The sequence below is a fragment of the Dyella acidiphila genome (assembly GCF_014863405.1).
Taxonomy (GTDB): domain Bacteria; phylum Pseudomonadota; class Gammaproteobacteria; order Xanthomonadales; family Rhodanobacteraceae; genus Dyella_B; species Dyella_B acidiphila.
The window spans coordinates 1-20,314 of sequence record NZ_JACZZA010000010.1; the positions used below are offsets into that span (position 1 = coordinate 1).

The following is a 20,314-nucleotide window of genomic DNA, read 5'->3' on the forward strand; positions in this document are numbered from 1 at the left end:
CAACACGGTTCGGCCGCATAGCGCGTTGAATTATCGGCCACCGGCTCCTGAAGCTGTCCTGCCAGCCATCCAGGATGTACATCTGAAGCTCGCTGCTTAAACTAACCCTACATCTGGACCAGTTAGTGCAGGCCACTCAACCGACACGTTCGGCATTCGTACGCTGATTCGCCCTTCGGAAGACACCACCGTCAACGCAGGCGACACGCCGTGGTCGATGTTCAAGCTTTCGGGCAACGGCGTGCGCTCCGATTTCATCGTGCTCGCGCCCACGCTTGGCGTGGCCGAGGAAGCCGATGCCATTGAAGAAGTGCAGTTCCTGCGCGACGACATGGCGGCGATGGCATGGGCCGTTGAAAATCAACTGCAAGGCGATCTGGATAAAGCGGTCGATGGCCAAGAAGCTTATTTGCGCTGGCTGAAAGCCAATCCCGTGCCGCCGCCACCGCAAGCCACCGCAAATGGACCACAGATCTACTACACGCTGGAAATACCCGCACCCAACAACTGGATTCCCATGGTGCCCGAACAGGCCCCCGACGGCGCTTTGTATCTACGCCGAGGCACCATGATCATTCCCACCACCAGCGGACCGTATACCGTTACCGCCCGTGCGGAATTGCTCGACCCGGGCACGCCGTTTTTCCTGCTCGATCATGTGGTTCCGCGATCCGGCGTACTCGCCGATCGCTATTTCCGTCGTGCACGATCCGCCGATGGAAATACGCTTCTATGGCTCGCGCGTAAATCAGGAGCAGGCAAAGGCCCGGGCTGGTCTGGATTGCGTTTCGATGTCGTCCGCCAGGAAACGTCTGCGCCAAGCCCATAGCGAATCAGGTCCGCCGTTTCAGCAAGTTGCTTGCCGCGGAAGCGGGCATGAGCACGTCGAGCCTGTACGAGCATTTTCGTGCGGTGACGGCGATGACGCCGCTTCAATTTCAGAAGCAGCTCAGGCTGCAGGACGCGCGCAGCCTGATGCTGGTGCAGGACATCGACGCTACGACTGCCGCCTTCCGCGTGGGTTACGAAAGCCCAACGCAGTTCAGTCGTGAATATCGCCGCCACTTTGGAGAACCGCCGGCGCGTGACATAGCTCGCTTGCGCGCGTCGCAGGGCCTGGCAGTGGTGGCTTGAGATCAGCCTGCCGCTGTTGGCGCGCTAATCGCCCTGCACTGATGCTGGCTACGAACCAACAGCTGGGCCCCACTCTTGCATCCCGAGCTTACCGGTTATCAATGCGAGCCGGCGCTTGCCTCCGCCGCAGCGCGCTTGGGAGTATCGATCGGACACCAGGTCTTGAGACGCTTGCCATCCCGATAGAGATCGATGCACTCGCGCACTTGCGCCTGGAAAATAATTTCAGCCGTATTGACCGGGCAGCCTTGCGACAGGCCCTTGCCTTGGCCGTATTCATCGATGCAGGTTGAAAGCGGTACTGGCTTGGCTGGCGTGCCGCCTCCAGCCAATGCCGATGGCGGCAAATTGAGGCGTTCGTCGGTGTTCTTCGGATCAGGCGGAATCGGCGGCGCGCCGCACAACAAGTTACTAGCCGTGCTGGCCTTTTCCGGGTCGCACATGTCCTTGGCTATTTCCTTGATCACATCGTCGATATGCCGGCCTACCGCGCCGCCAAGGGTTTCGTTCGGCGGCGGGAAATACTTATTGAAGCGCGTCGGCTTGTAATGCGTGAAGTCGGTATGCTCCATGATCTGGCGATCGTCTTTCGGCTTGCTCGCCTTTACCTCGGAGGGTGTGTTGGCCGAGTACTGGATATGTTCGGGCGGCAGGCGGATCGAGCCGTCGGCGGAAAATATCTGGCTGGCATCCGGGTTGTCGTCAGGCGGGGTCTGCGTTGGCGCGGGCTTTGCAGCCGATGCGTCGATCGACGCTTTATGCGGCTTTTCAGTGGGCTTGGGTTTCACCGATGGCGCCGATGCCAGCGACACCATGACGGGAGTCGCGGGCGGCGGCAACTGTTTCGCGGGTGTTGCCACGTCGATCAAACGCACGCTTAGCGACTGCTCTCTAACCTCCAAGGGCGGTCGCATCGTATTCCAGATCATCAGTGCGAAAAGCGCGTGTAGCGCCAGCACTACGGCCAGCACCAGCACCCTACCCCGCGGATTCAAGGACCGCGTGGACCAGGGCGCCTGATTTTTGTACGTATCAATCTTGCAACGCGCAGCATCTTGCGCATGTACTTGATCGAGATCCTGTCCAGGAGCTTCGATAACCCGCCTCATTCACGCTAATTACTCTCACAACACTAACGCTACTAGCCACGCGCGTATTGCAGCCAGCCCAGTAGACCTGTCGTATTCACCGAGGTTCCTCGAATAAACGCCTGGAACGAAATCAGGGCCCATCAGGCCAGATTCAATGCGCAACGCATTCGGCCAATCGTTTTAATTTGCGATCGGGAGCCATGGGCCACCGGTGCAAATCCCACAGCCTTCATGCGTATGGAGTGTCAGAAGCTCGTAAACGGGTGCGCCCCTAAATTTGTGGGCGACGCGTGCTCACCGGCTCCCATTAGCTGGGCAGCGCGGACTTCATCTCTGAAGTATCTATCGAGACCTGGTTGCGGCCACTCTCCTTGGCCCGATAAAGCGCGGCGTCGGCGTCGATCAGCAACTGGCGCAGCGTGAAGCTCGAGTTGGCGGTACAGGCCATTCCCAAGCTGGCGGACACCATGACGGCCACCTGGGAATCCAGCATCACTGGCGTCGTGGCCAAGGCATTGCGGATGCGATTTGCCGCCTCCAACCCTTGGTCGCGCAAACAGCCCGATATCAGGATACCGAACTCCTCACCACCCAAGCGGCCGAGTAGATCCGTGGGGCGCAGTTCGCGGGCAACAATCATCGCGGCAGAACGTAATACCTGGTCACCCGCGGCATGTCCGTGCGTGTCATTGACCCGTTTGAAATGATCCAGGTCCAGCACGATCAGGCAGGCATCGCCGCCAGCCTTGTGCAGCTGCCGTAGCGCTCGCCTCGCTTCGGCGAAAAAGTGTTCGCGGTTGTACGCCCGGGTCAGGCCGTCGTGTCGCGCCATCCAGCGAAAACGCCGCCAGGAACGCCACAGCCACAGCATGGCCAGAACGAAGAAGGCGATCACCGCCAGCAGTAGTGCGTTGAACAACCGGCTGCTTTTCTGCGCCTGGCTCGCCAGGGCCTGGCTAAGCTGGAGAATTTTGTTCTCTTTGCCCAGGGTCTCCGCCTTCATCTTCGCGGCCAAGACCTGCTGCCTGACTGTCTGGTAGGCCAAGGCAATCGCCTTGGCATTGTCCATGGCGGCGGTTTTCTGGGCCGCGTACTTTTCGTAATAGGCCAGCGCGGCGGCATCATGGCCCTGCTTCTTTTCCGCCTGATAGAGAACCTCATAGGCGTCCTGCAGTGTCCACAACGGACTGTTCGGGCCCGTGATGGCAATGCTGTCCAGGGCGAATTTTCGCGCCCTGACTGCGTCGCCCAGGCGCAGATAGGCCCGGGCCTGGGTAACGGGCAGCGAGGCAAGATAAGGCGTGTAGTCAGTGCCCTCAATCTCGGGGGCAATGCTGTGCAAGAAGGCGATGGCCTGATCGGCATGGCCTTCGTCGACCATTTGGTAGGCCTGATCCAGGCGCAGCGCATCGGCTTGAAGGGACTCCCCCGCGGCAAGGCATCGGTCAATCGCAGCCTGAAACGCGGGGCTGGTCGAGGCCAAATTGCCCGCATAGAGCATGGACTGCGTTTCGAGCGCGTTGGCGTAACACTGGCCTTTGGCCGAAGGAAGCAATGCCTTCATCTGACGGGCATACTCCAACGCCAGATCGTGCTGCCCCACAGGGGTCTGATCCAGCATCAGGATGACCTCCTCCATGCCTTCCAGGCGCGCCTGCGGGTTATCGACCCTGGGGAGTTCAGCCATCAAGGTGTTGGCCAGCGCATAAGCGCTCACGTAATCGCGATTGAGGAACTTGTCGCGGATCAACGCCGCCATCGCACGGATCGACAAGGGCAAGTCGCCCGAGTGATCGATGATGTCGTGCAGGATGGGCTCGGCCTTGGCGTAGTCACCCTTGTCTGCAAGCAACTGCGCATTCAGCAGTCGGAAATGCCAGCGCTGGGTGGAAGTGAGCTGATCTTCGTGCTGCTGCAATTGCGCCAAAATAACCCGAAAACGGGAAATATTATTCGACCACGCATCGTCAGCCTGCGTCAGCCATGCCTCGGCTTGGGCGTTATCGACCGACGCCGTTCCCGACTTTGCATCCATGCACAGCAGGAGAGCCGCCATAACGGCGGCTACTGCCAGGCCAAGCGACACACCACGTACCATCGAAGGCTAATCGGTTATCGCTTATGGTCCGGAGGCGAATGCGCCTTATCCGCTTCGTCTTCGTCATGCTGCGGCACGTTATCCGGATCGTCTTCGCAGGGATCGCAGCCGCCATGACCGGGGTTGTTAGGGGGGTTCATCGGGTGATGCTTGGGCCCGAGCTCATGGATGAGGCCATCCTTGTCACCGGATGCCGCTGCCACTTTCAGGCCTTCGCTGGCATTCAATTCGCCGAGCACCTGCGCCAGATCTTCCGGCGAAGCGTGACGCAACGATGCGTCCTGCCCGATGCGCTCCAGCAGCTCAATCGTCTTGGACATATTTATCCCCTGCTCCTGTTGTGGATGAATCATTCACCCCGCTGGAGGCGATGAAATGCATCTCCAAGGGCGAGGTCGCCGCATGCAAGTGGGCGCACAGCTCGGAATCTCATCACAACGCGGCGCCCCCAAACACCGCTATATAGCCTACCACCGATCGGCAAGGCGCATGACGGCACCCCCGCGGCGCTAGCTAGCCGACGCCATGGCCTGATCCAGCGCAGCCAGCCGCTTGCGTACCGCATGATTGGGGCGCAGCGGCGATGCCGGCTGCAGCACCACGGTTTCCTCGGCGCTCACGTCCACCGCGGGCAGGTCACGCAGGGTCACATGGCGAATGCGCGGCTGCTCGATCGGCAAGGTGGCGCCGCGATAAATGATGACCTCATGGTCCAGCGGGTAATCCCGGCTCAGCACATCCACCAGCACTTGCCGGTACTCGGGGCCGGTGGAAAAACGCGCCATTGAGCGGTCGCCGACCAGGCCCACCTGCCACAGCACCAGGCAGGCACTGGGATTGATCGGCGTGTCGTAGAACAGCAACTGGCCGGCCTCGTAATGCTGGCAGCCGAGGCGGCCGGGATCGATGCCCAGGTCCGCATAGAGGCAGTCCTCGGCTGAGATACCTGGCTCCATATGGGCCTGGAAACCCTCCGCACGGGCCACTTTGATCACTTCATGCGGCGACCAGGCGAAGATGCCGGGATGGCCATAAAACACGGCGCAAACCCGTTTGCCGGCCCGTATCTCGTCCATCATCACCTCGACCCATTCGCGATAGGTCACTGCGCGCGACTTGTTTTTGCCATCGCCATAATACGGCTGCAAGCTGCGCACATCCGGGTGCATGTGTTCCAGCCACACCTCCACAATGGCGTCGGAAAGCGCCGCGAACACCACGTCGGCCTGCTGGATATAGCTGCGCGACAACGGCGAGAGATGCGAACCCAGCGTCATGCCCAGCCCCACACAGGCGATGCTGCCGCGTGTTTCGGCGTCTGCGGGTTTGGCCGGTGATACAGATGTCATAGCAGATATCCAGGAAGTTAATGTGGAATGGCGCCCGCGGCCGCGCGCCGATATTCCGTTTCGGCGCTGGCGAACGGCGAATATACCGTTTCACCGACCCGCATCGCTGCTATCTGGGTTTTTCCACCGCCCTGCATAACCCGTCATCTACGCACGCCAGCGGATGCGGCCGTTCCAAGGCAGCAGGAGCCTTATGGGGAAACAAATCGCCGCATTATGTAATATATAAAAATCAATTACTTATGACTAAAAAGTAAGCATATCCTTAGTAGCTCAACGCACTTTCAGAAGTTCTGCTGGCAGAAAAGCCGCTACATAATGCGCGCTCATCAGCGATGAACCGGGGGGCGCATTGTGGAAGAAAAAGCTTATCTGCCGCCCGGCACGAGCGCGCTCAACCCAGGCACGTATCCGCGAAGCTACGCCACGCCCATTTCCTTTCGTTTGTGGCGGGCGGGTTTAGCCATCGCCTTTCTTTTCATGTTTCGCGGCATCATCCAAATAGGCGCGTCACAGCACGACACCGGGCAACGGATTGCGTTTGTGCTGATCGCCCTGGTGCTGCTGGCTTGCCTGGTTGCTGCAGTCAAGTCCGTCATAGCGCCCAAGCGCGTGACGCTGACGGCAACCAAGCTCACCATTACCCAAATGTTCTCCAGCACGCAATCCACGTACCGCAAAGACATCGCCGAATGCAGCATAGGAAGGGTCAAGTGGCTTTACATCGCCATACGCTCCCGCCATCCGAAGGCGAAGCCAATCATCCTTCCATTTATGAACTACGACGACGCGTTCTGGGATTGGTTCTCTGGCATTCCCGGCGACCGCACATCGCGCGAACTGAAATGGTGGTCCTGATTCCGGCGCGCACTTTCCGGGCGGGGCATCCCCAGGACTGCGACTCAGCATGCCTCCCTACCGATGTCTCTGGCCGGCGGATCCTCTATTAAGACAGGCAAGGTTTCAGCCCGGTGACCGGCAATTTCAGGCCCCAACCTGGTACACGCACGTCCCACCCGGCAACTCTTTGCGTCCCGCTTATGAGTTTCGGCCGTATCTATACGCCGTCTACACATATCCCGGCTCATGGTAATCAGGCGGCGTCCGCCCGGGGGAAACAAATGCGTGAGAGTCATGGATCCCTGCTTGGGATATAGCCCGCCGCGTACATTTTGAACGCTAGCATTCGGGGCAGCTTGTCGGTGCCCGCGGGTATCGAAACTGTTACCGAATTCCTTTCTCTATGACCTGCAAAGGAGTTCAGCTATGCAACAGAATGATGAGGTAGTTTCCGGCTGGCTTAATGGCGACGATTGCGTCGCCGGTTATGACAACCCGGCCGGCTCGCTCTACGTGGATAACGCCACGGAGCAAAAGATGACGGCTCAAGCGGGTGCCGAAATGATCGACACCATGCTGAAGACCACGCAGTCCTGCGCTTCCGGCTGCGCTTGTTGCTGATTTTCCGATCGGGCCAACGCACAGCCAGTTCTGGCTGTGTGTTGGCTTTTCCGTGACCTGCACAGGAGTTTTCAGCCATGCAACAGCATGATGATGTTGTTTCCGGTTGGCTCGATGGTTCGGATAACTGCGGCGGCCAGGATAATCCGGCCGGCCCGCTTTACCTTGATAGTTCCGCCGAAGAAAAGATGACCGGCCAGTCGGCGGCCGCGATTTTCACGACCCAGAAGACGACGCAATCCTGCGCATCGGGTTGCATTTGCTGCTGATCTTGCATCCGGGCCAGCACACAGCTGGATCCGCGCTGTGTGCTGGCCGCTCCCTATTCCCATTGCGTCATCGCAGGAAGGCGATTCGAAGCACATGATGGCCGAGACCCTTACACCCGATGCCTTCGCGCCCGTGTTCGAGCATTTCACCGCTACCGTGCGCACTGCGTTGGGCAAACGCCTGGCTGCGATGGCGGGACTCGATGCCGGGGAAGTATTGCTGATCCGCAAGGCTGCCGACGAAGCGCTGCGTGCCAACGCACGACTCAAGCTAAATCGCGTACTGCTGCTGGAATTGCATGCGGCCAATCGATGCGGCCAGCTGACTGCGGAAAGCGATACGGATCGCCACGATCAATTTGTCGACTATGCGCAGCAAGCCGAATTTACCGATCACCTGGATCAACGTTATCCGGCCTTGCATCGGCGCCTGCAGCGATCTCTCGAACAGCAAGCCGGCGCGATCGAGGCCCTCGCCTCTCGCCTGGCCACCGATCGCGCCTTGCTGACGCACTTCTTCGGTCGTGCGGCCGGGCGCCTCATGGCGCTGAGCCTGGGGCAAGGCGATCTCCATGCCGGTGGCCACACGGTGGCACGGCTGTCGCTGGAAGCCGGCGAGATTATGTACAAGCCGCGCTCGCTGCGTGTCGATATGGCGCTGGATAGCTTTTTGCAGCGCGTATTCGGCGAAATCAACGAGCGCATCCGCGTGCCCGAGGTCATTGACCGGGGCCATTACGGCTGGGTTTCTTTCGTCGTCCATCGCTATTGCGAAGGCGAGCAGGAGCTGCAGGCGTTTTATCTGCGGCTCGGCCATTGGCTGGCAGTACTGCGCTTGCTCGGTGGTACCGATATTCATCACGAAAACCTGATTGCTGCCGGCCCGATGCCGGTGGTTATCGATGCCGAAAGCCTGTTCGCCGTAATTCCGAAACCGGCCGCTTCCGGTGGCGGCCTGGCGCACGATGCTGCGCAGATGCTGATCGCCGGCTCTGTTTTGCGCACTGGCATAGTGCCCTTCCGTGCCTCGGATGCGGGCTTCGACGGCGCCGATCTTTCGGCGGCCGGCGCGCTGCCCAATCAGCAGCCGAAGGTGCAGATTCCCGTAATCGTCGATGCGGGCACCACCGAGGCGCGGTTAAAGCTGGTCGATACCGATATCGTCCATGCCCAGAATCATCCGAGTGCCCTTCCCCAGGTTTCCGCTTATTGGAGCCAGATAAGCGAGGGATTCCTGGCGGCCTCCCATATCCTGCGCGACCTCGACGCAAGCGGCGTGCTCGAAGCATGGCTGCGGGATTTTGAAGGCTGCCCGGTACGCGATCTTCGGCTGCCCACGCAGACGTATGTGGAGCTTGGCCGCATGCTGTGGCATCCGGCATCGCTGCACGATGAGGCCAAGGCGATCGAGCGCGCCCGCGATCTTTTCTCCCGCAATGCCGCCATTACTGCGGTAACCGCATCCACGCCCGCGGAAATCAGCGGCACGATCGACGATCTGTTGTATGGCGATATTCCGGTTTTCGTGGCTCCATTGAAGCGCTCACGCATCGATGCCGCCCTGGCGGACTGGCGCGCGATGCGGATCGACCTGGAAGAGCTGACCATTCGCTGCGCGCTGGTCACCACCGAACTCAACCGGCGCGGCAACCTGCCCGACCCGGTCAGCGATGGCCGTCTTTGCCGTGCACAAGCACCGCATGCCGAGCAGTTGGATGCACGCCGCCGCAAGCTGGCCGCAGATGTGGTCGAGCGCCTGCTGAAACTTTCCGTGTCCGGCGCCGACGGCTCGGTGACCTGGATTACGCCGGAAACCACGACGGAAGGCTGGTTTATCCAACCGCTGCAGGGCGATATCTACTTCGGGCTCGGCGGCGTTACCGTCGCGCTCGCCGGCTACCTGCGCGAAGTGCACGATGGCCGCGCCAACCCGGTGCCAGGCATTGAGGCAGCATTGAATGGCGCCCTGCATACCCTCACGGCGCTTGAAGCAATCCAGCCGCCCCGAAATATCGGCGGTTTTGCCGGCTACGGCGCCCAGATCTGGACCTGGCTGACATTGCGCGAGCTGCTGCAGCGCCCCGAATTGATCGAGCGCGCCGTGGCCAGCGCCGAAGCACTGGAAGCGAAAGGCCTGCACGGCGACGACGGCTTCGACATCATCGACGGTGCCGCCGGTGTCATCGTGCCTTTACTGGGCCTGGCAGACGCCACGGGCGATGCACGCTGGCTGGCATTGGCTGCGCGGGCGGCTGAGCATCTGGAGAACACCGCGGTAATCGACGCCCTCGGCGCACGCTGGATGACTCGATTCGAGCAGGCAATTGGCGGATTTTCCCATGGCGCCACCGGCATCGGCTGGGCCCTTGCTCGCCTTGCTGCGTCCGCAGCAGGCAGCGCGGCCGACCGCAGCCGCTGGAGTGCGCTGGCCGACGCCGCGTTCGCGTTCGAGGATTCGCTCTACGAAGAAAGCTGCGGCAACTGGATCGACAAGCGTCACCCGGAACTCAACAAGAGCCACGATACCTGGTGCAACGGCAGCGTCGGCATCGGCCTTGCGGCGGCGGATCTCTATGCGCGCAGCGGCGATGCGCGCCATCTGCAGCGGCTGCGGCGTGCAACAGTGGCAGCGCGTGGCAAGTGGGGCATCAGCCACACCTTGTGCCATGGCGATTTTTCGCTGTGGGAACTACAAATGCGCGCTGCTGCGCTCGATCCCGTTGCTTGCGCCGAAGACCTGACCGAATCGGCGGCGCATGTTATTTCGTCGATCGAAGAGCAGCGCGGCATTGTCACCGGCAGAGCGCGCGCCGCGTTTACACCGGGCTTGATGAACGGGCTTGCGGGCGCCGTGCACGGACTGAGCCGATTGCATCCGGAATGTACGCTGCCCTCGCCACTGCTATTGGAATGACGGCTGGGCGCGATGGCCTGCCGCCCCCGTCCTACACAATCGGCACCTGGCTGATATTGTTCTTCGGATCCATCCAGAACGATTCATTGACGAAACGTCCGAAGATTTCCCGCGGCAGGATCGAAGCCCGCTCCACCGGCTCGACCTTCGGCCTTACGGTATGCAGCCCAGGCATGCCCACCCGCGCATCGAATTCATCGGCGTTATAGGCAATATGGTCGAAGTCGTGCTCGAACCAGGGCTCGCCGATAAACTGGTATACCGCGCGCATCGCCGCAGCCGGGTTGCGCACCAGGCTTTCATAGGTCAGCAGCAATAAATGCCCCGGCGCGTACTGGCCATAGAACGCATCCTTGGTGGCCTGGAAGGCGAAGCCCACCATGCCGCGCGGATCGGTCAGCGCCTCGATGCGCGAATACACGGTGGTATTGGTATCGAAGCGGAACACCTTGCTGACGCCGACCGGCTGTTTGCGCACAAGCCGCTCCATGCTGTCCAGCACCCATGACAACTGCCGCACGCAGGCGATGACCTTGGCCTGCGGGAACAAGGTATCGAGCAGAGACATGCGGCTGCACCACAGCCGGCTGGTGTCGAATACGAGATCGGCGTCGCCATAGCCTTCGTAGAAGTTGTGGACCAGGCCGCGCAGCATGGCAACGCGCTGTTCGTCGGAGACGTCGAAGGAAAAGTCGTTTTTGCTGCTGGCCTCGGCGATCACCATGCCCATGATGTCGGCCAGCGGGCTGGTCATGCCGGCGCGAAAGCGCGGGTTCTGGTTGAGGATGGCGGCCAGCAGCGTGCTGCCCGAGCGTGGCAGCCCCGAAATGAAATGGAACTTCCGGCCTGGCTTGGCGACCTCCGGTGCGGCTGGCATGCGGGCACTCTCCTCTGGGTCGATACGGCAAATGGCTAAAACGCGGCGCCCTCTTTGGGGGCTATGCCGGATGGTACGCGATCAGGGCTGTGCGGTAGGCGCAGTGGAGGCGCGGATGCACATCTTGTAGTCGACCTCGACCATCCTGGCCTCGCCCTTGTTGAGTACGCGCAACAGCAGTTCCTGGGTGGCGCGCCGGCCCATCTCGCGCACCGGCTGGTGGATGGTGGTGAGCGGCGGCCACACCTGCGTGGCGATGGTCGTATCGTCGAAGCCGCAAATGGAAATATCGCGCGGCACCGCCACGCCCGCTTCGGCCGCGGCCCAGATCGCGCCCACCGCCATATCGTCGTCGGCTGCAAAGATCGCGGTTGGCCGCTGCGGCAAGGCCAGCAGCTGGCGCATGGCGTCCACGCCCGATTCGAAGGAAAAGCGGCCCTGCACCATATAAGTGGAGTCTTCTTCCAGCCCTGCCCGCTTGAGCCCATCGCGATAGCCGGCCATGCGCCAGATACCGGCGCCATGCTCCGGATCGCCCAGAATGTGCGCGATGCGGCGATGACCGAGCGATACCAGGTGCTCCACCATGGCCGCGGCCGCCTCGCGCTCGCGCAGCATCACGCCGATGCAGTTTTCCGGCTGGCGCGGTGCGATCGAGGCGAACGGCAGGTCGTGCTTGTGCAGGCAGGCCAGCAGCTGTGGATGGTCGGTGAGCGGCGGCGTCAGGATCAGGCCGTCGGGCTGGTGCCGCGTGAGGATGTCCTCGACTCGCTCGACGAAGTCGGCGGCGGTGGAGACCAGCGGCTGCACCATCATGCTGTAGTGCTGGGCCTCGCAGGCTTCCAGCACGCCGGCCTGTACTTCCATGATGTAGCTGGGCGAGCGGTTGTCGTACAGCAGGCCGATCATGAAGGAGCGATTGGCCGCCAGGCTGCGTGCCGAGGTGAGCGGCCGATAGTTGAGCTCCGCCACGACGGAAAGCACCCGCTGGCGCAGGGACTCACTCACGTTGGGATCGTTATTGAGCACCCGCGAAATGGTTTTTTTCGACGTCCCCACGGTGCGGGCGACGTCGCTGATGGTCACACGCGTCATGCAAGTCTGGCCTGGTTCAATGCGTCGGTTCCTGCGCAGCATCGGTCCGGTGCTCGACGGCTACCGGTACGTTCCGGGTGGGAACGTTCCATCCGCTCACTTCGATGACCGGCGGCGCACTCCCCTGCCCGGCGTAATGCGCGGTCAGGGTCAGCGATTCGCCGGGCCATAGCGTTACATCATTGTCACTCCACAGCACCGGCAGCGCCAGCTGGCCGCCGGCGGCGCGCCGGATCGCAAGATGCTGGAACAGCGCCACGGCTTTGGATGACGCCGGCAGCGTAAGCGTCACGCTCACCGTGTTCTCGCCGCCCGCTTGCTGCAGCGTGGCGTGAACCTCGCTTGCCGTGGCGGGCAAGGATTGCAAGGCGGTCAGGTCTGCATAGTGCGTCACCGGCGTGAGATACCAGTTCGAATGCGGCCAGTCGAGCTGGTCGGCCTGGGTGGAAAGCCAATACACGTTGCGGCTGAGCGGCTTGCCGTCGGCGGAAGCCAGTTCGAGTTCGACGAAATAGGTCCGTGACAAACGCGGGAGCGCCGGCAGCACGGTCAGCTGCTGCGTGTGGTTGCCTTCGAGGTCGATGTCTTGCAGGTGCTTCTCGTATTGCACGCTGCCATCCAGGTTGCGCACATGGATATTCGCCTGCAAGCCATGCTCATCGGTAAGGGTCTGGTTGACCAGCACGATCGCGCCGGTGTCATAGGAATATTGAATATGCAGCGGCTCGTTGGCCTTCTTCGCGCCGAAGTAGGCGCCGGCCGGATTCAAGAAGTAGTCGTACAGATGCCAGTGCAGCGACGGCCACGCATTGTTGAGCATCCAGTAGATCACGCCGGTGGATGGCTTGGCGGCATCCATGTGCGCATTGAATGCTTCGAACTGGGCGCGAACGTTGTCGTAATTGTCGAGCTGGGCCTTGGCCACGTAATCCGCAAGATTTTTCACGGCGCCATAGCGTGCAGCCAGCGCCGTATCGAACGGCTCGATGCGTGCGAACGGCGACCAGTCCGCAGAAGCGTGGTATTGCCGCAGCTGCGGGTATTTCCACAAGGTTTCCAGTTCCGGTGGTGACAGCATCTGGGTCAGGTCTTCCAGCCGCGGGATATCGGCACCGGCGCTTACTTCCGAATCGAAGCCAAAAGCGCCACCCAGCTTGTCCGCATACCAGTACACCGGCGGAATCCAGTCGTAAGGTCCGGCCATCTTCATACCGGAGGAACCGGTCTCGGCCGTGCCCTGGTCGGAGGCGGCAGCGACGATCGGTGTCTGCCAGTCCTGTGCCTGCAAGGTATCCACATACATCTTGGCGAGCGCAGCGGGCGGTGCATTATCGCTACCGATCAGGAAGCCGATTATCGACGGATGATTGCGCAGCAGGCGCGCTTCGCTGGCCATGGAGGCTTGCGCCACGGCTTCATCCGCGGCATCCCACGGTGCGCCGCCGGTCTTGGCCGCCGATTCCCACTTGTCGCAGCACTCCCAGCCGGCCAGGATCATGATGCCGTAACGGTCGGCGAGATCGTAGAAGCGCGCGTTTTCCAGCTTGCCTTCGCTGCGGATCGTGTTCAGCCCGAGGTTCTGCACGTAGCTGAATTCAGTCTCCATGCGCTGCGGATCGTCGCGCAGAAACATATCCGGCGCCCAGCCGCCACCGCGAATCAAGACCGGCTTGCCATTGACGAAGAACAGGCGATAGCCCTGCGCGGTGAGCTTGGAGCTGACGCTGCGTATGCCGAATGTTGCATCGGCCTGATCGGAGGTTGCGCCATCGACCGTGGCGGTCATCTGCAAGGTATACAGCGGGTGCTCGCCCATGCCGATCGGCCACCACACTTTCGGATGGCTCAGGTCCAGGCCCGGATCGGTGCTGGGCGTAAACGATACGGTCTGCGTCTGATTGGGAGCGAGCTGGATCGTCTTGCGCAATGAAACACCGGCCACCACGCCGCTAACCGTTGCTTCGTGCGCTACCGTATCGAGATTGCGTACTTCCACTTTGACGGTCAGGGCGGCGTGGGCAAGATCGGGGAGCGACAGCGCCGAGCTTACCTGCGGGAAGCGCAGCTCCACCGGGCCGGTCTGCACGATATCCACGCCCCGCCACGGGCCCATATTGTTGTCCGGCGGCGTGGGGTTCCAATCGACCCAGCCGATCGAAAGACTCCGGCGCGGATCCCCCGGATGCACATTCAGCGCAAGAACGTTACCGCCGGCGTGCACCCACGGCGTTACGTCGAATTCCTGCACCGGATAAGCACCGGCGACGTTCGCATGATCGGCGACGAGATGCCCGTTCACCCACAGGTCGGCACTCGCGATCATGCCGTTGGTGCGCAGCAAGGTGTGCAGCGAGCGAGCACCGTCGGCAAGCGCGAACTCGCTGCGATACCACCACGGATTCACGAACAGGTTGCCGCTGGCATCGGGTACCTGCACCGCGCGCAGGTTGTCGCTGTAGAACACATCTTTGTAAACGCCATTCTCCAGCAAACCTGCCATCACCGTGGCGCGGCCGCTGACCGGATACCAGCCATCGGTGGAAAAGCCGGCACGGGAGATCTCGGCACCGGCTTGCTGCGCCTTGTCGCTGGACTGGATCTGCCAATTGGCGACGGCCGTGATCGAACCCGCGCCGCCATGTACCTGGGTTGGCGCGTAAGCGTTTGCGGCATGAGCGGGCGACAGGCCTGCCGAAGCTGCGAGCGCCGCCATCGTCAGGAGCATGGATTGAGTGAGGATTCGCATGGCGTCAGTGATTCTCAAGATAGGCTTCGCGAATTTCCACGGGTGCGAACGGCCAGGATCGATTGACCTTGGCCCAGATCGCAAACACCACCAGGCCGGCGACGATCCAGGCGCCGGACAGCAGCAGCGACAAGACAGAAGCCGATACGTACACGTAGATCCAGCCCAGCAGCGCGATCGCGCACGGCACCGGATATAGCCACTGCTTATACGGCCGCTCGAGCATGGGCTGGCGCCTGCGCAACACCGCCAGCGCCGCGATCTGCGCAACGGACTGCACGATGATGCTCGCGGCCAGCAGCATATTGATCACTTCAGTCAAGTCGAAGAACGTGCCGATCGCCGTCACCACGCCCATGGTGAGCAGCGCCACATGGGGAAAGCCGTGCTTCGTATGCAGCTTGCCGAATACCGACAGGAACACCTTTTCGTGCGCCGCCTGGAACGGCACGCGCGAGCCGCCCAGCAGGCCGGCAAATACCGAGGCGAAGGCGGTGATGATGATCAGGACGGTCATCAGCGCCGCCGCCGTATGTCCCCAGCTGCGCTCCACCACTAATGAGGCCACCGATTGCGACTTGGCGATGTCCTGCCACGGCGCCACGCCGAGCACGCTGATATTGAGCGCGAGGTATACGCACATCATCGCGATCACTGACACGATGATGGAGCCTGGCATGGTGCGGCCCGGATTGCGCAGTTCGTCGCCCATGTAGGCGGTGGTGGAATAGCCCAGGTAATCGTAGATACCGAGAATCAGCCCCGCGCCCAGCCCTATGAAAAAGTGCCCGCCGAACATGCCGTGCGGATAGCTGAAGGCATAGCTCGCATGGAAATCCGAAAAGCCCGCTGCGGTAACACCGATGACCGACAGCAGCATGATCACCCACAGCGCGATGGTGATGGTGCGAATCGATTCGATCCGCCGGTACAGCAGCAAGGTGACCAGGCCGGTCGCGGCCACGCTGACCAGGTGTACCGGCCACCAGCCCATGTGCGGGAAAAAGAACTCCAGGTACTCGACCATGCCGATGATGCCGGTCGACATCAGCAGCGGAATCGTCAGCAGCACTGTCCAGATAAACAGGAACGGCATCAGCTTGCCGGTGCGGTACTGGAAGGCTTCGCGCAGATAGACATAAGTGCCGCCGGAACCGGGCATGGCCGCGCCCAGTTCGGCCCAGACCATGCCGTCGGCCACTGCGAGAATAGCCCCGGCGATCCAGCCGAGCACCGCCTGCGGACCGCCCATGGTGGCCAGCATGATCGGGATGGTGATGAACGGCCCGATGCCGCACATCTGGGTCATGTTGATCGCCGTGGCTGAGAACAGGCCAATGGAGCGGTGGAAGTGGCCGTCGCGGGCGGATCGAGTGGTTTGGGGATGCTGCATGTCAGCCTTGCTTTAATGATGCACGGTTGGAATGGTGCGGAACTGCGTTGCTGCGTTGCTGCGTTGCTGCGTTGCTGATTGAAGCACGGCTGCTCAAGAGCAACACCTCACCCCTTCCCCGTCGTCCCGGCGCAGGCCGGGACCCAGCAACTTCAAGAACCTCAAGTCACTGGACCCCGGCTTTCGCCGGGGTGACGAGCTGAACATCGAGGCACTGGACTCCGGATTTCGCCGAGGTGACGCGCTGAGCATCGAGGCACTGGACTCCGCTTTCGCCGGGGTGACGAGCTGAGCATCGAGGCACTGGACTCCGGCTTTCGCCGGGGTGACGAGCTGAGCATCGAGGCACTGAACTCCGCTTTCACCGCGGTGACGCGCTGAGCGCCAAGTCGCCGGGCGTCGGCCTGCGCCTGTGTGCTGGGCATTACCACTGCCCGCGCACGCCAACCATGACCATGCGCTCCGAGAAAGTCGAGTGCGCCGGCTGGTCGGGCCATACCAGGTAGTAATGCTGGTACTCGTTGGTAAGGTTGGTGCCGTCCAGGAACACCTCGAAGTATTTGTCGAGCTTGTAGGACACCGACGCGTCGAGATACTTCTGCGGCGCTTCGTACATTTCCATGCCGGTAATGCCGCCGACGTCTTCCGATACCGCACGCCGGGATCGGTAGTTGTATGCAAGGCGCGCCTGGAAGCGATCGTTCTGATACCACAGGATGAAGTTGCCCGATTCGGTGGAGTTGTCCTGGAACGGAATCTTGTGCCCGGCCAGGTCGGTTTCCCCGGTATTGCTCGGCGCATAAGTGGCGTTGACTTCGATACCGGTCTTGGACAGGAACCCAGGCAGGAAAGTGAAGCCCTGGCGATAATCGAACTCCGCGCCCTGAATGCTGTTGCCGGTGCCCTGGATCGGCTCGGTGATGGTGATGCAATGATCGCGCACCACGCCATCTTCGTCCGGCAACGCGCAATTGATCACGCTGCCGGTCTTGATAAAGCTCTGCACATCGATGCGGAACCCGGCAAGGCTGATCATGCTGGTGGGATTGATGTAGTACTCCAGCGACGCGCCGTAGTTGGTGGAACGCCATGGATTGAGGTTCGGGTTGCCGGTGGAGGTACCTTCCGACACACGGAACAGCGGACCTTGCGGCGTTTCCACCAGCGAGTAGTTCAGCTGCAGACCGCCGCCCCAGGTGCTGAGATCGAGCGGCATCATGTTTTTGGAGTAAGCGAGGCGGAATTTCAGATCGTCGGTAAGATCCAGCGCAAAGTTGGCAGCCGGCAGCACGTCGCGATAATCGCGCTTCGTCACTTCGGTGCCGGCATCGGCAGCCTCCGTACCGTAGGCACCCGGCGCACCGCTCAAATGCTGGGTAACGTCCAGGTTGGTGCGGATCACGCGCACGCCGACATTGCCGCTATAAGGCATGCTGCCGAGCATGCCGTCGAAATCGGCCTGCGCATAGCCCGTGGTTTCTTTCAGGCTCACGCCCCAGGTGGTGCCCGGCTCGCCCTGCCGCGTGGTATCGGGGTAAAGCGATTTCCAGTAGCCCTCTGGGTCGTCCATAGCGCGCGGATCGATCGCCCAGAAAGTAATCCCCGAACCGAGCAGGTTGGCGTATTCCTTCCAGTTGTTGGCCAGCGGCCCCGGCGTATTCGGCACCTGCAATGCCGACAGCGGACCGGCGCGGAAGTAACCCAGCGAATTGCCGGCGGTACAACTGCCGCTATTCAGCACCACGTCGGCACCCACGTAACGCACCAGGCAGCCATTCGGATCGCTGGCGCCCATGCCGGCGTAGACCGGTGTAACCAGGGTGAAGCCGATATTGTCCGCACTGCGGATGGCATTGCGCAAACCGAAATCGAGCTTGATACCGTCGCCGAAATCGTAGTGTCCGTCGAAGCGCAGCGCATTGAGCCCCACCGAGCGGTCGTAGTCGCCGGAAGATTCCAGCGTCTTCATGGTCCAGCCATCGGGATTGGCGAATTGGCTGGCGAGCGACGAGGGCATGCTCACCGTGAGGTAACGGCCGCCGAAATTCGCGATGATCGGCACCGTATTTTGTGGCGTGCCATTGGCATTGAAGACGCGGTTGCCGCCCAGCTGGCTGGGATAAATAAACGTGCCAGGCGCCACGGCGTTATCCGGCACGCCCGGCATCAGCACATTCGGCCACAAGACACCATCGGAATCGGACACGTTGATGTCGGTTTCCACATTCGATTGGCGCGCCGTATCGCGGATGCCGCGCACGCTGCCGGTGAAGGGGCCGCCGTTATCGAAATCCACCTGCAGATTGAAATTCTCCGCGGTGGATTCCTTGCGCGTGATCTGCGAAAACGACTCCACATCGCCGGGCCACTTTTCGTAGACCTGGGTGGTATACAGCTGCGAGCCGCCCCAGCCCGGCTCCGGCGTGCCGTACGAACCGGCAATGGGGCTGCCGGTGTCGCGCGATTTCAGCGGCACATAGGTAGCGCCCTGCCAGTTGGTGGAGTTGAACTGGATGCCGTAGTTGCGATCGAACTGCGCCTGGTGCGCGTAAAAGTAATCGCTGGTCAAGCTGAGTCCGCTGCCCAGATCCATCTGGAAAGACGCATTGCCGGACTTGCGCTTACGCTCGGTGGTGATGTCGTACAGGCTGATGTCCTGGCTGCCCATGAATACGCCGTTGGACTTGCCGTCCCCGTTCACGTCCACGCTGCCGTCGGGATTCTGCACGATCTTCGACGGAATCGGCGCGCCGTTCCACGGTGTCAGGAAGCCGTTGTAGCCACCGGCACTGGCCGCGTTCTCGCCGTTCAGAACCACGCCATATTGATCGAGGCCTTCGTTGGAGTTGGTGCGCGTGGTATCGGAATAATCGGCTGAAACCAGCAGGCCCCAATGGCCGTTCGAGTTATACGAAATAAGCCCGTTTGCCTCCGGCCCCCACTGCTTGCTGGTCTGGCCGCGCTCGCCGTCGGCGGAATAGCTGTAAGTGAAACCGGTGGGCAAATCCCAGGGGCGATACGTATGCAGGTCGAGCGCGCCACTGATGCCGCCGTCGGTAGTACTGGCCGTGGGCGACTTGATCACATCCACGCTATGGAACAGCGTGGCCGGCAGCATGGTGAAATCGGGCTGCTGTGAATCGATCTGGTCGGCGGTAATGAAAGCCTCGCCATTCAGCATGGTGCCGACTTCAGGCAGGCCGCGTACGTCCACCGTGGTGCCCACGCCTGCGTCGCGATTGATCTGCACGCCGGTAACGCGCTGCAAGGCGTCGGTGATGGTGACGTCGGGTAGCTGGCCGATGCTTTCGGCCGTGATGCTGTCCTGGATATTCGGCGCCTCGCGTTTCACTTCGATCGCGCGCATCTGCGACGCGCGTACGCCGACGACGTTGACGGCCGACAAGGTTGCCGCATTCTGCGAGGCGTTCTTGGCGGTGGTATCCGACCCCGGCGCGGCGGCCGCGGGCTTGGCTTTCGTTGCCGCGGCCGACGGTGTCGCCGGCGCGTTTTGCGACGCCGCGGCCTGTGTCTGCGGCGTATCCACCTGGGCACCCGTACTTTGCGCTGCCACGGCCGATGTCGCCATGACGGCGAGCAACGACATCGAGATGGCAAATGACAAGGGATGCTTGCGTTGTAGGGCGGACATGAGCTTTACCTCGTGGTTGATGTTTTCAACGCGTGCGCTCAGCTGACGCCAGTTGCCTGGCGTGTCGTGTAATGCCGACTTCGGTGCATCCGGCCATGGCATTGCGTGCCGCGACCGTCAGGTACTCCCCCGCGGAATCCCTATTCCGCGTACTGCTCAGGCGCCGCGCACATGCCTTGCATGCGCGCTGGCCAACCGCTGCAACCCTCCCCTGGGCTGCCCACATTGCATCGCT

15 protein-coding genes are annotated in these 20,314 nt (G+C 61.6%); 6 read left to right on the forward strand and 9 right to left on the reverse strand.

What is annotated here, in order from left to right; translation table 11 throughout:
- Positions 1–217: 217 nt before the first annotated feature.
- Positions 218–829, forward strand: coding sequence for a hypothetical protein (locus IGX34_RS15450; protein ID WP_192556627.1), 612 nt, complete (start codon positions 218–220; stop codon positions 827–829).
- Positions 830–855: 26 nt separating this feature from the next.
- The gene (locus tag IGX34_RS15455; RefSeq protein WP_274380832.1) at positions 856–1,134 is read left to right on the forward strand and encodes a helix-turn-helix transcriptional regulator; all 279 of its coding nucleotides are present in this window, start codon (positions 856–858) and stop codon (positions 1,132–1,134) included.
- A gap of 98 nt (positions 1,135–1,232) precedes the next feature.
- On the opposite strand, the gene IGX34_RS15460 is transcribed toward IGX34_RS15455, so the two are convergent.
- The 4 genes from IGX34_RS15460 to IGX34_RS15475 all read right to left on the reverse strand — a co-directional run bounded on the left by IGX34_RS15460 (position 1,233) and on the right by IGX34_RS15475 (position 5,672).
- Positions 1,233–2,111 carry a hypothetical protein gene (locus IGX34_RS15460; RefSeq protein ID WP_338015488.1) on the reverse strand — a complete coding sequence of 293 codons (879 nt, stop codon included), beginning with the start codon at positions 2,109–2,111 and terminating at the stop codon, positions 1,233–1,235.
- Positions 2,112–2,532: 421 nt separating this feature from the next.
- Positions 2,533–4,281 (reverse strand): sensor domain-containing diguanylate cyclase, encoded by a 1,749-nt coding sequence (locus tag IGX34_RS15465; protein WP_192556628.1) that lies wholly within the window; start codon positions 4,279–4,281, stop codon positions 2,533–2,535.
- Positions 4,282–4,337: 56 nt separating this feature from the next.
- Positions 4,338–4,643, reverse strand: coding sequence for a hypothetical protein (locus IGX34_RS15470; RefSeq protein ID WP_192556629.1), 306 nt, complete (start codon positions 4,641–4,643; stop codon positions 4,338–4,340).
- A 189-nt stretch (positions 4,644–4,832) separates the two neighbouring features.
- Complete coding sequence (locus tag IGX34_RS15475; protein ID WP_192556630.1) at positions 4,833–5,672, reverse strand: SAM-dependent methyltransferase; 840 nt, start codon at positions 5,670–5,672, stop codon at positions 4,833–4,835.
- A 354-nt stretch (positions 5,673–6,026) separates the two neighbouring features.
- Here IGX34_RS15475 and IGX34_RS15480 point away from each other — a divergent pair, with 354 nt between their 5' ends.
- From IGX34_RS15480 to IGX34_RS15495, 4 genes are all read left to right on the forward strand, one after another.
- A complete protein-coding gene (locus IGX34_RS15480; protein WP_192556631.1) occupies positions 6,027–6,530 on the forward strand; it encodes a hypothetical protein in 504 nt (167 codons plus the stop codon).
- A gap of 408 nt (positions 6,531–6,938) precedes the next feature.
- Entirely contained in the window at positions 6,939–7,133 is a 195-nt protein-coding gene (locus IGX34_RS15485) for a DUF6229 family protein (RefSeq protein ID WP_192556632.1), read from the forward strand.
- Positions 7,134–7,210: 77 nt separating this feature from the next.
- Positions 7,211–7,402, forward strand: coding sequence for a DUF6229 family protein (locus IGX34_RS15490; protein WP_192556633.1), 192 nt, complete (start codon positions 7,211–7,213; stop codon positions 7,400–7,402).
- A gap of 94 nt (positions 7,403–7,496) precedes the next feature.
- Complete coding sequence (locus tag IGX34_RS15495) at positions 7,497–10,316, forward strand: type 2 lanthipeptide synthetase LanM family protein (protein ID WP_192556634.1); 2,820 nt, start codon at positions 7,497–7,499, stop codon at positions 10,314–10,316.
- Positions 10,317–10,347: 31 nt separating this feature from the next.
- Here IGX34_RS15495 and IGX34_RS15500 read toward each other — a convergent pair whose 3' ends face one another.
- From IGX34_RS15500 to IGX34_RS15520, 5 genes are all read right to left on the reverse strand, one after another.
- Complete coding sequence (locus IGX34_RS15500; RefSeq protein ID WP_192556635.1) at positions 10,348–11,193, reverse strand: sulfotransferase family protein; 846 nt, start codon at positions 11,191–11,193, stop codon at positions 10,348–10,350.
- Between the two features lie 81 nt (positions 11,194–11,274).
- Positions 11,275–12,288 carry a LacI family DNA-binding transcriptional regulator gene (locus tag IGX34_RS15505; protein WP_192556636.1) on the reverse strand — a complete coding sequence of 338 codons (1,014 nt, stop codon included), beginning with the start codon at positions 12,286–12,288 and terminating at the stop codon, positions 11,275–11,277.
- A gap of 16 nt (positions 12,289–12,304) precedes the next feature.
- The gene (locus tag IGX34_RS15510) at positions 12,305–15,001 is read right to left on the reverse strand and encodes a glycoside hydrolase family 2 protein (RefSeq protein ID WP_225737507.1); all 2,697 of its coding nucleotides are present in this window, start codon (positions 14,999–15,001) and stop codon (positions 12,305–12,307) included.
- A gap of 37 nt (positions 15,002–15,038) precedes the next feature.
- On the reverse strand, positions 15,039–16,427 hold the full coding sequence (locus IGX34_RS15515) for an APC family permease (protein ID WP_192556638.1): 1,389 nt from the start codon (positions 16,425–16,427) through the stop codon (positions 15,039–15,041).
- A gap of 424 nt (positions 16,428–16,851) precedes the next feature.
- On the reverse strand, positions 16,852–20,079 hold the full coding sequence (locus IGX34_RS15520; protein ID WP_192556639.1) for a TonB-dependent receptor: 3,228 nt from the start codon (positions 20,077–20,079) through the stop codon (positions 16,852–16,854).
- Positions 20,080–20,314: the final 235 nt, after the last annotated feature.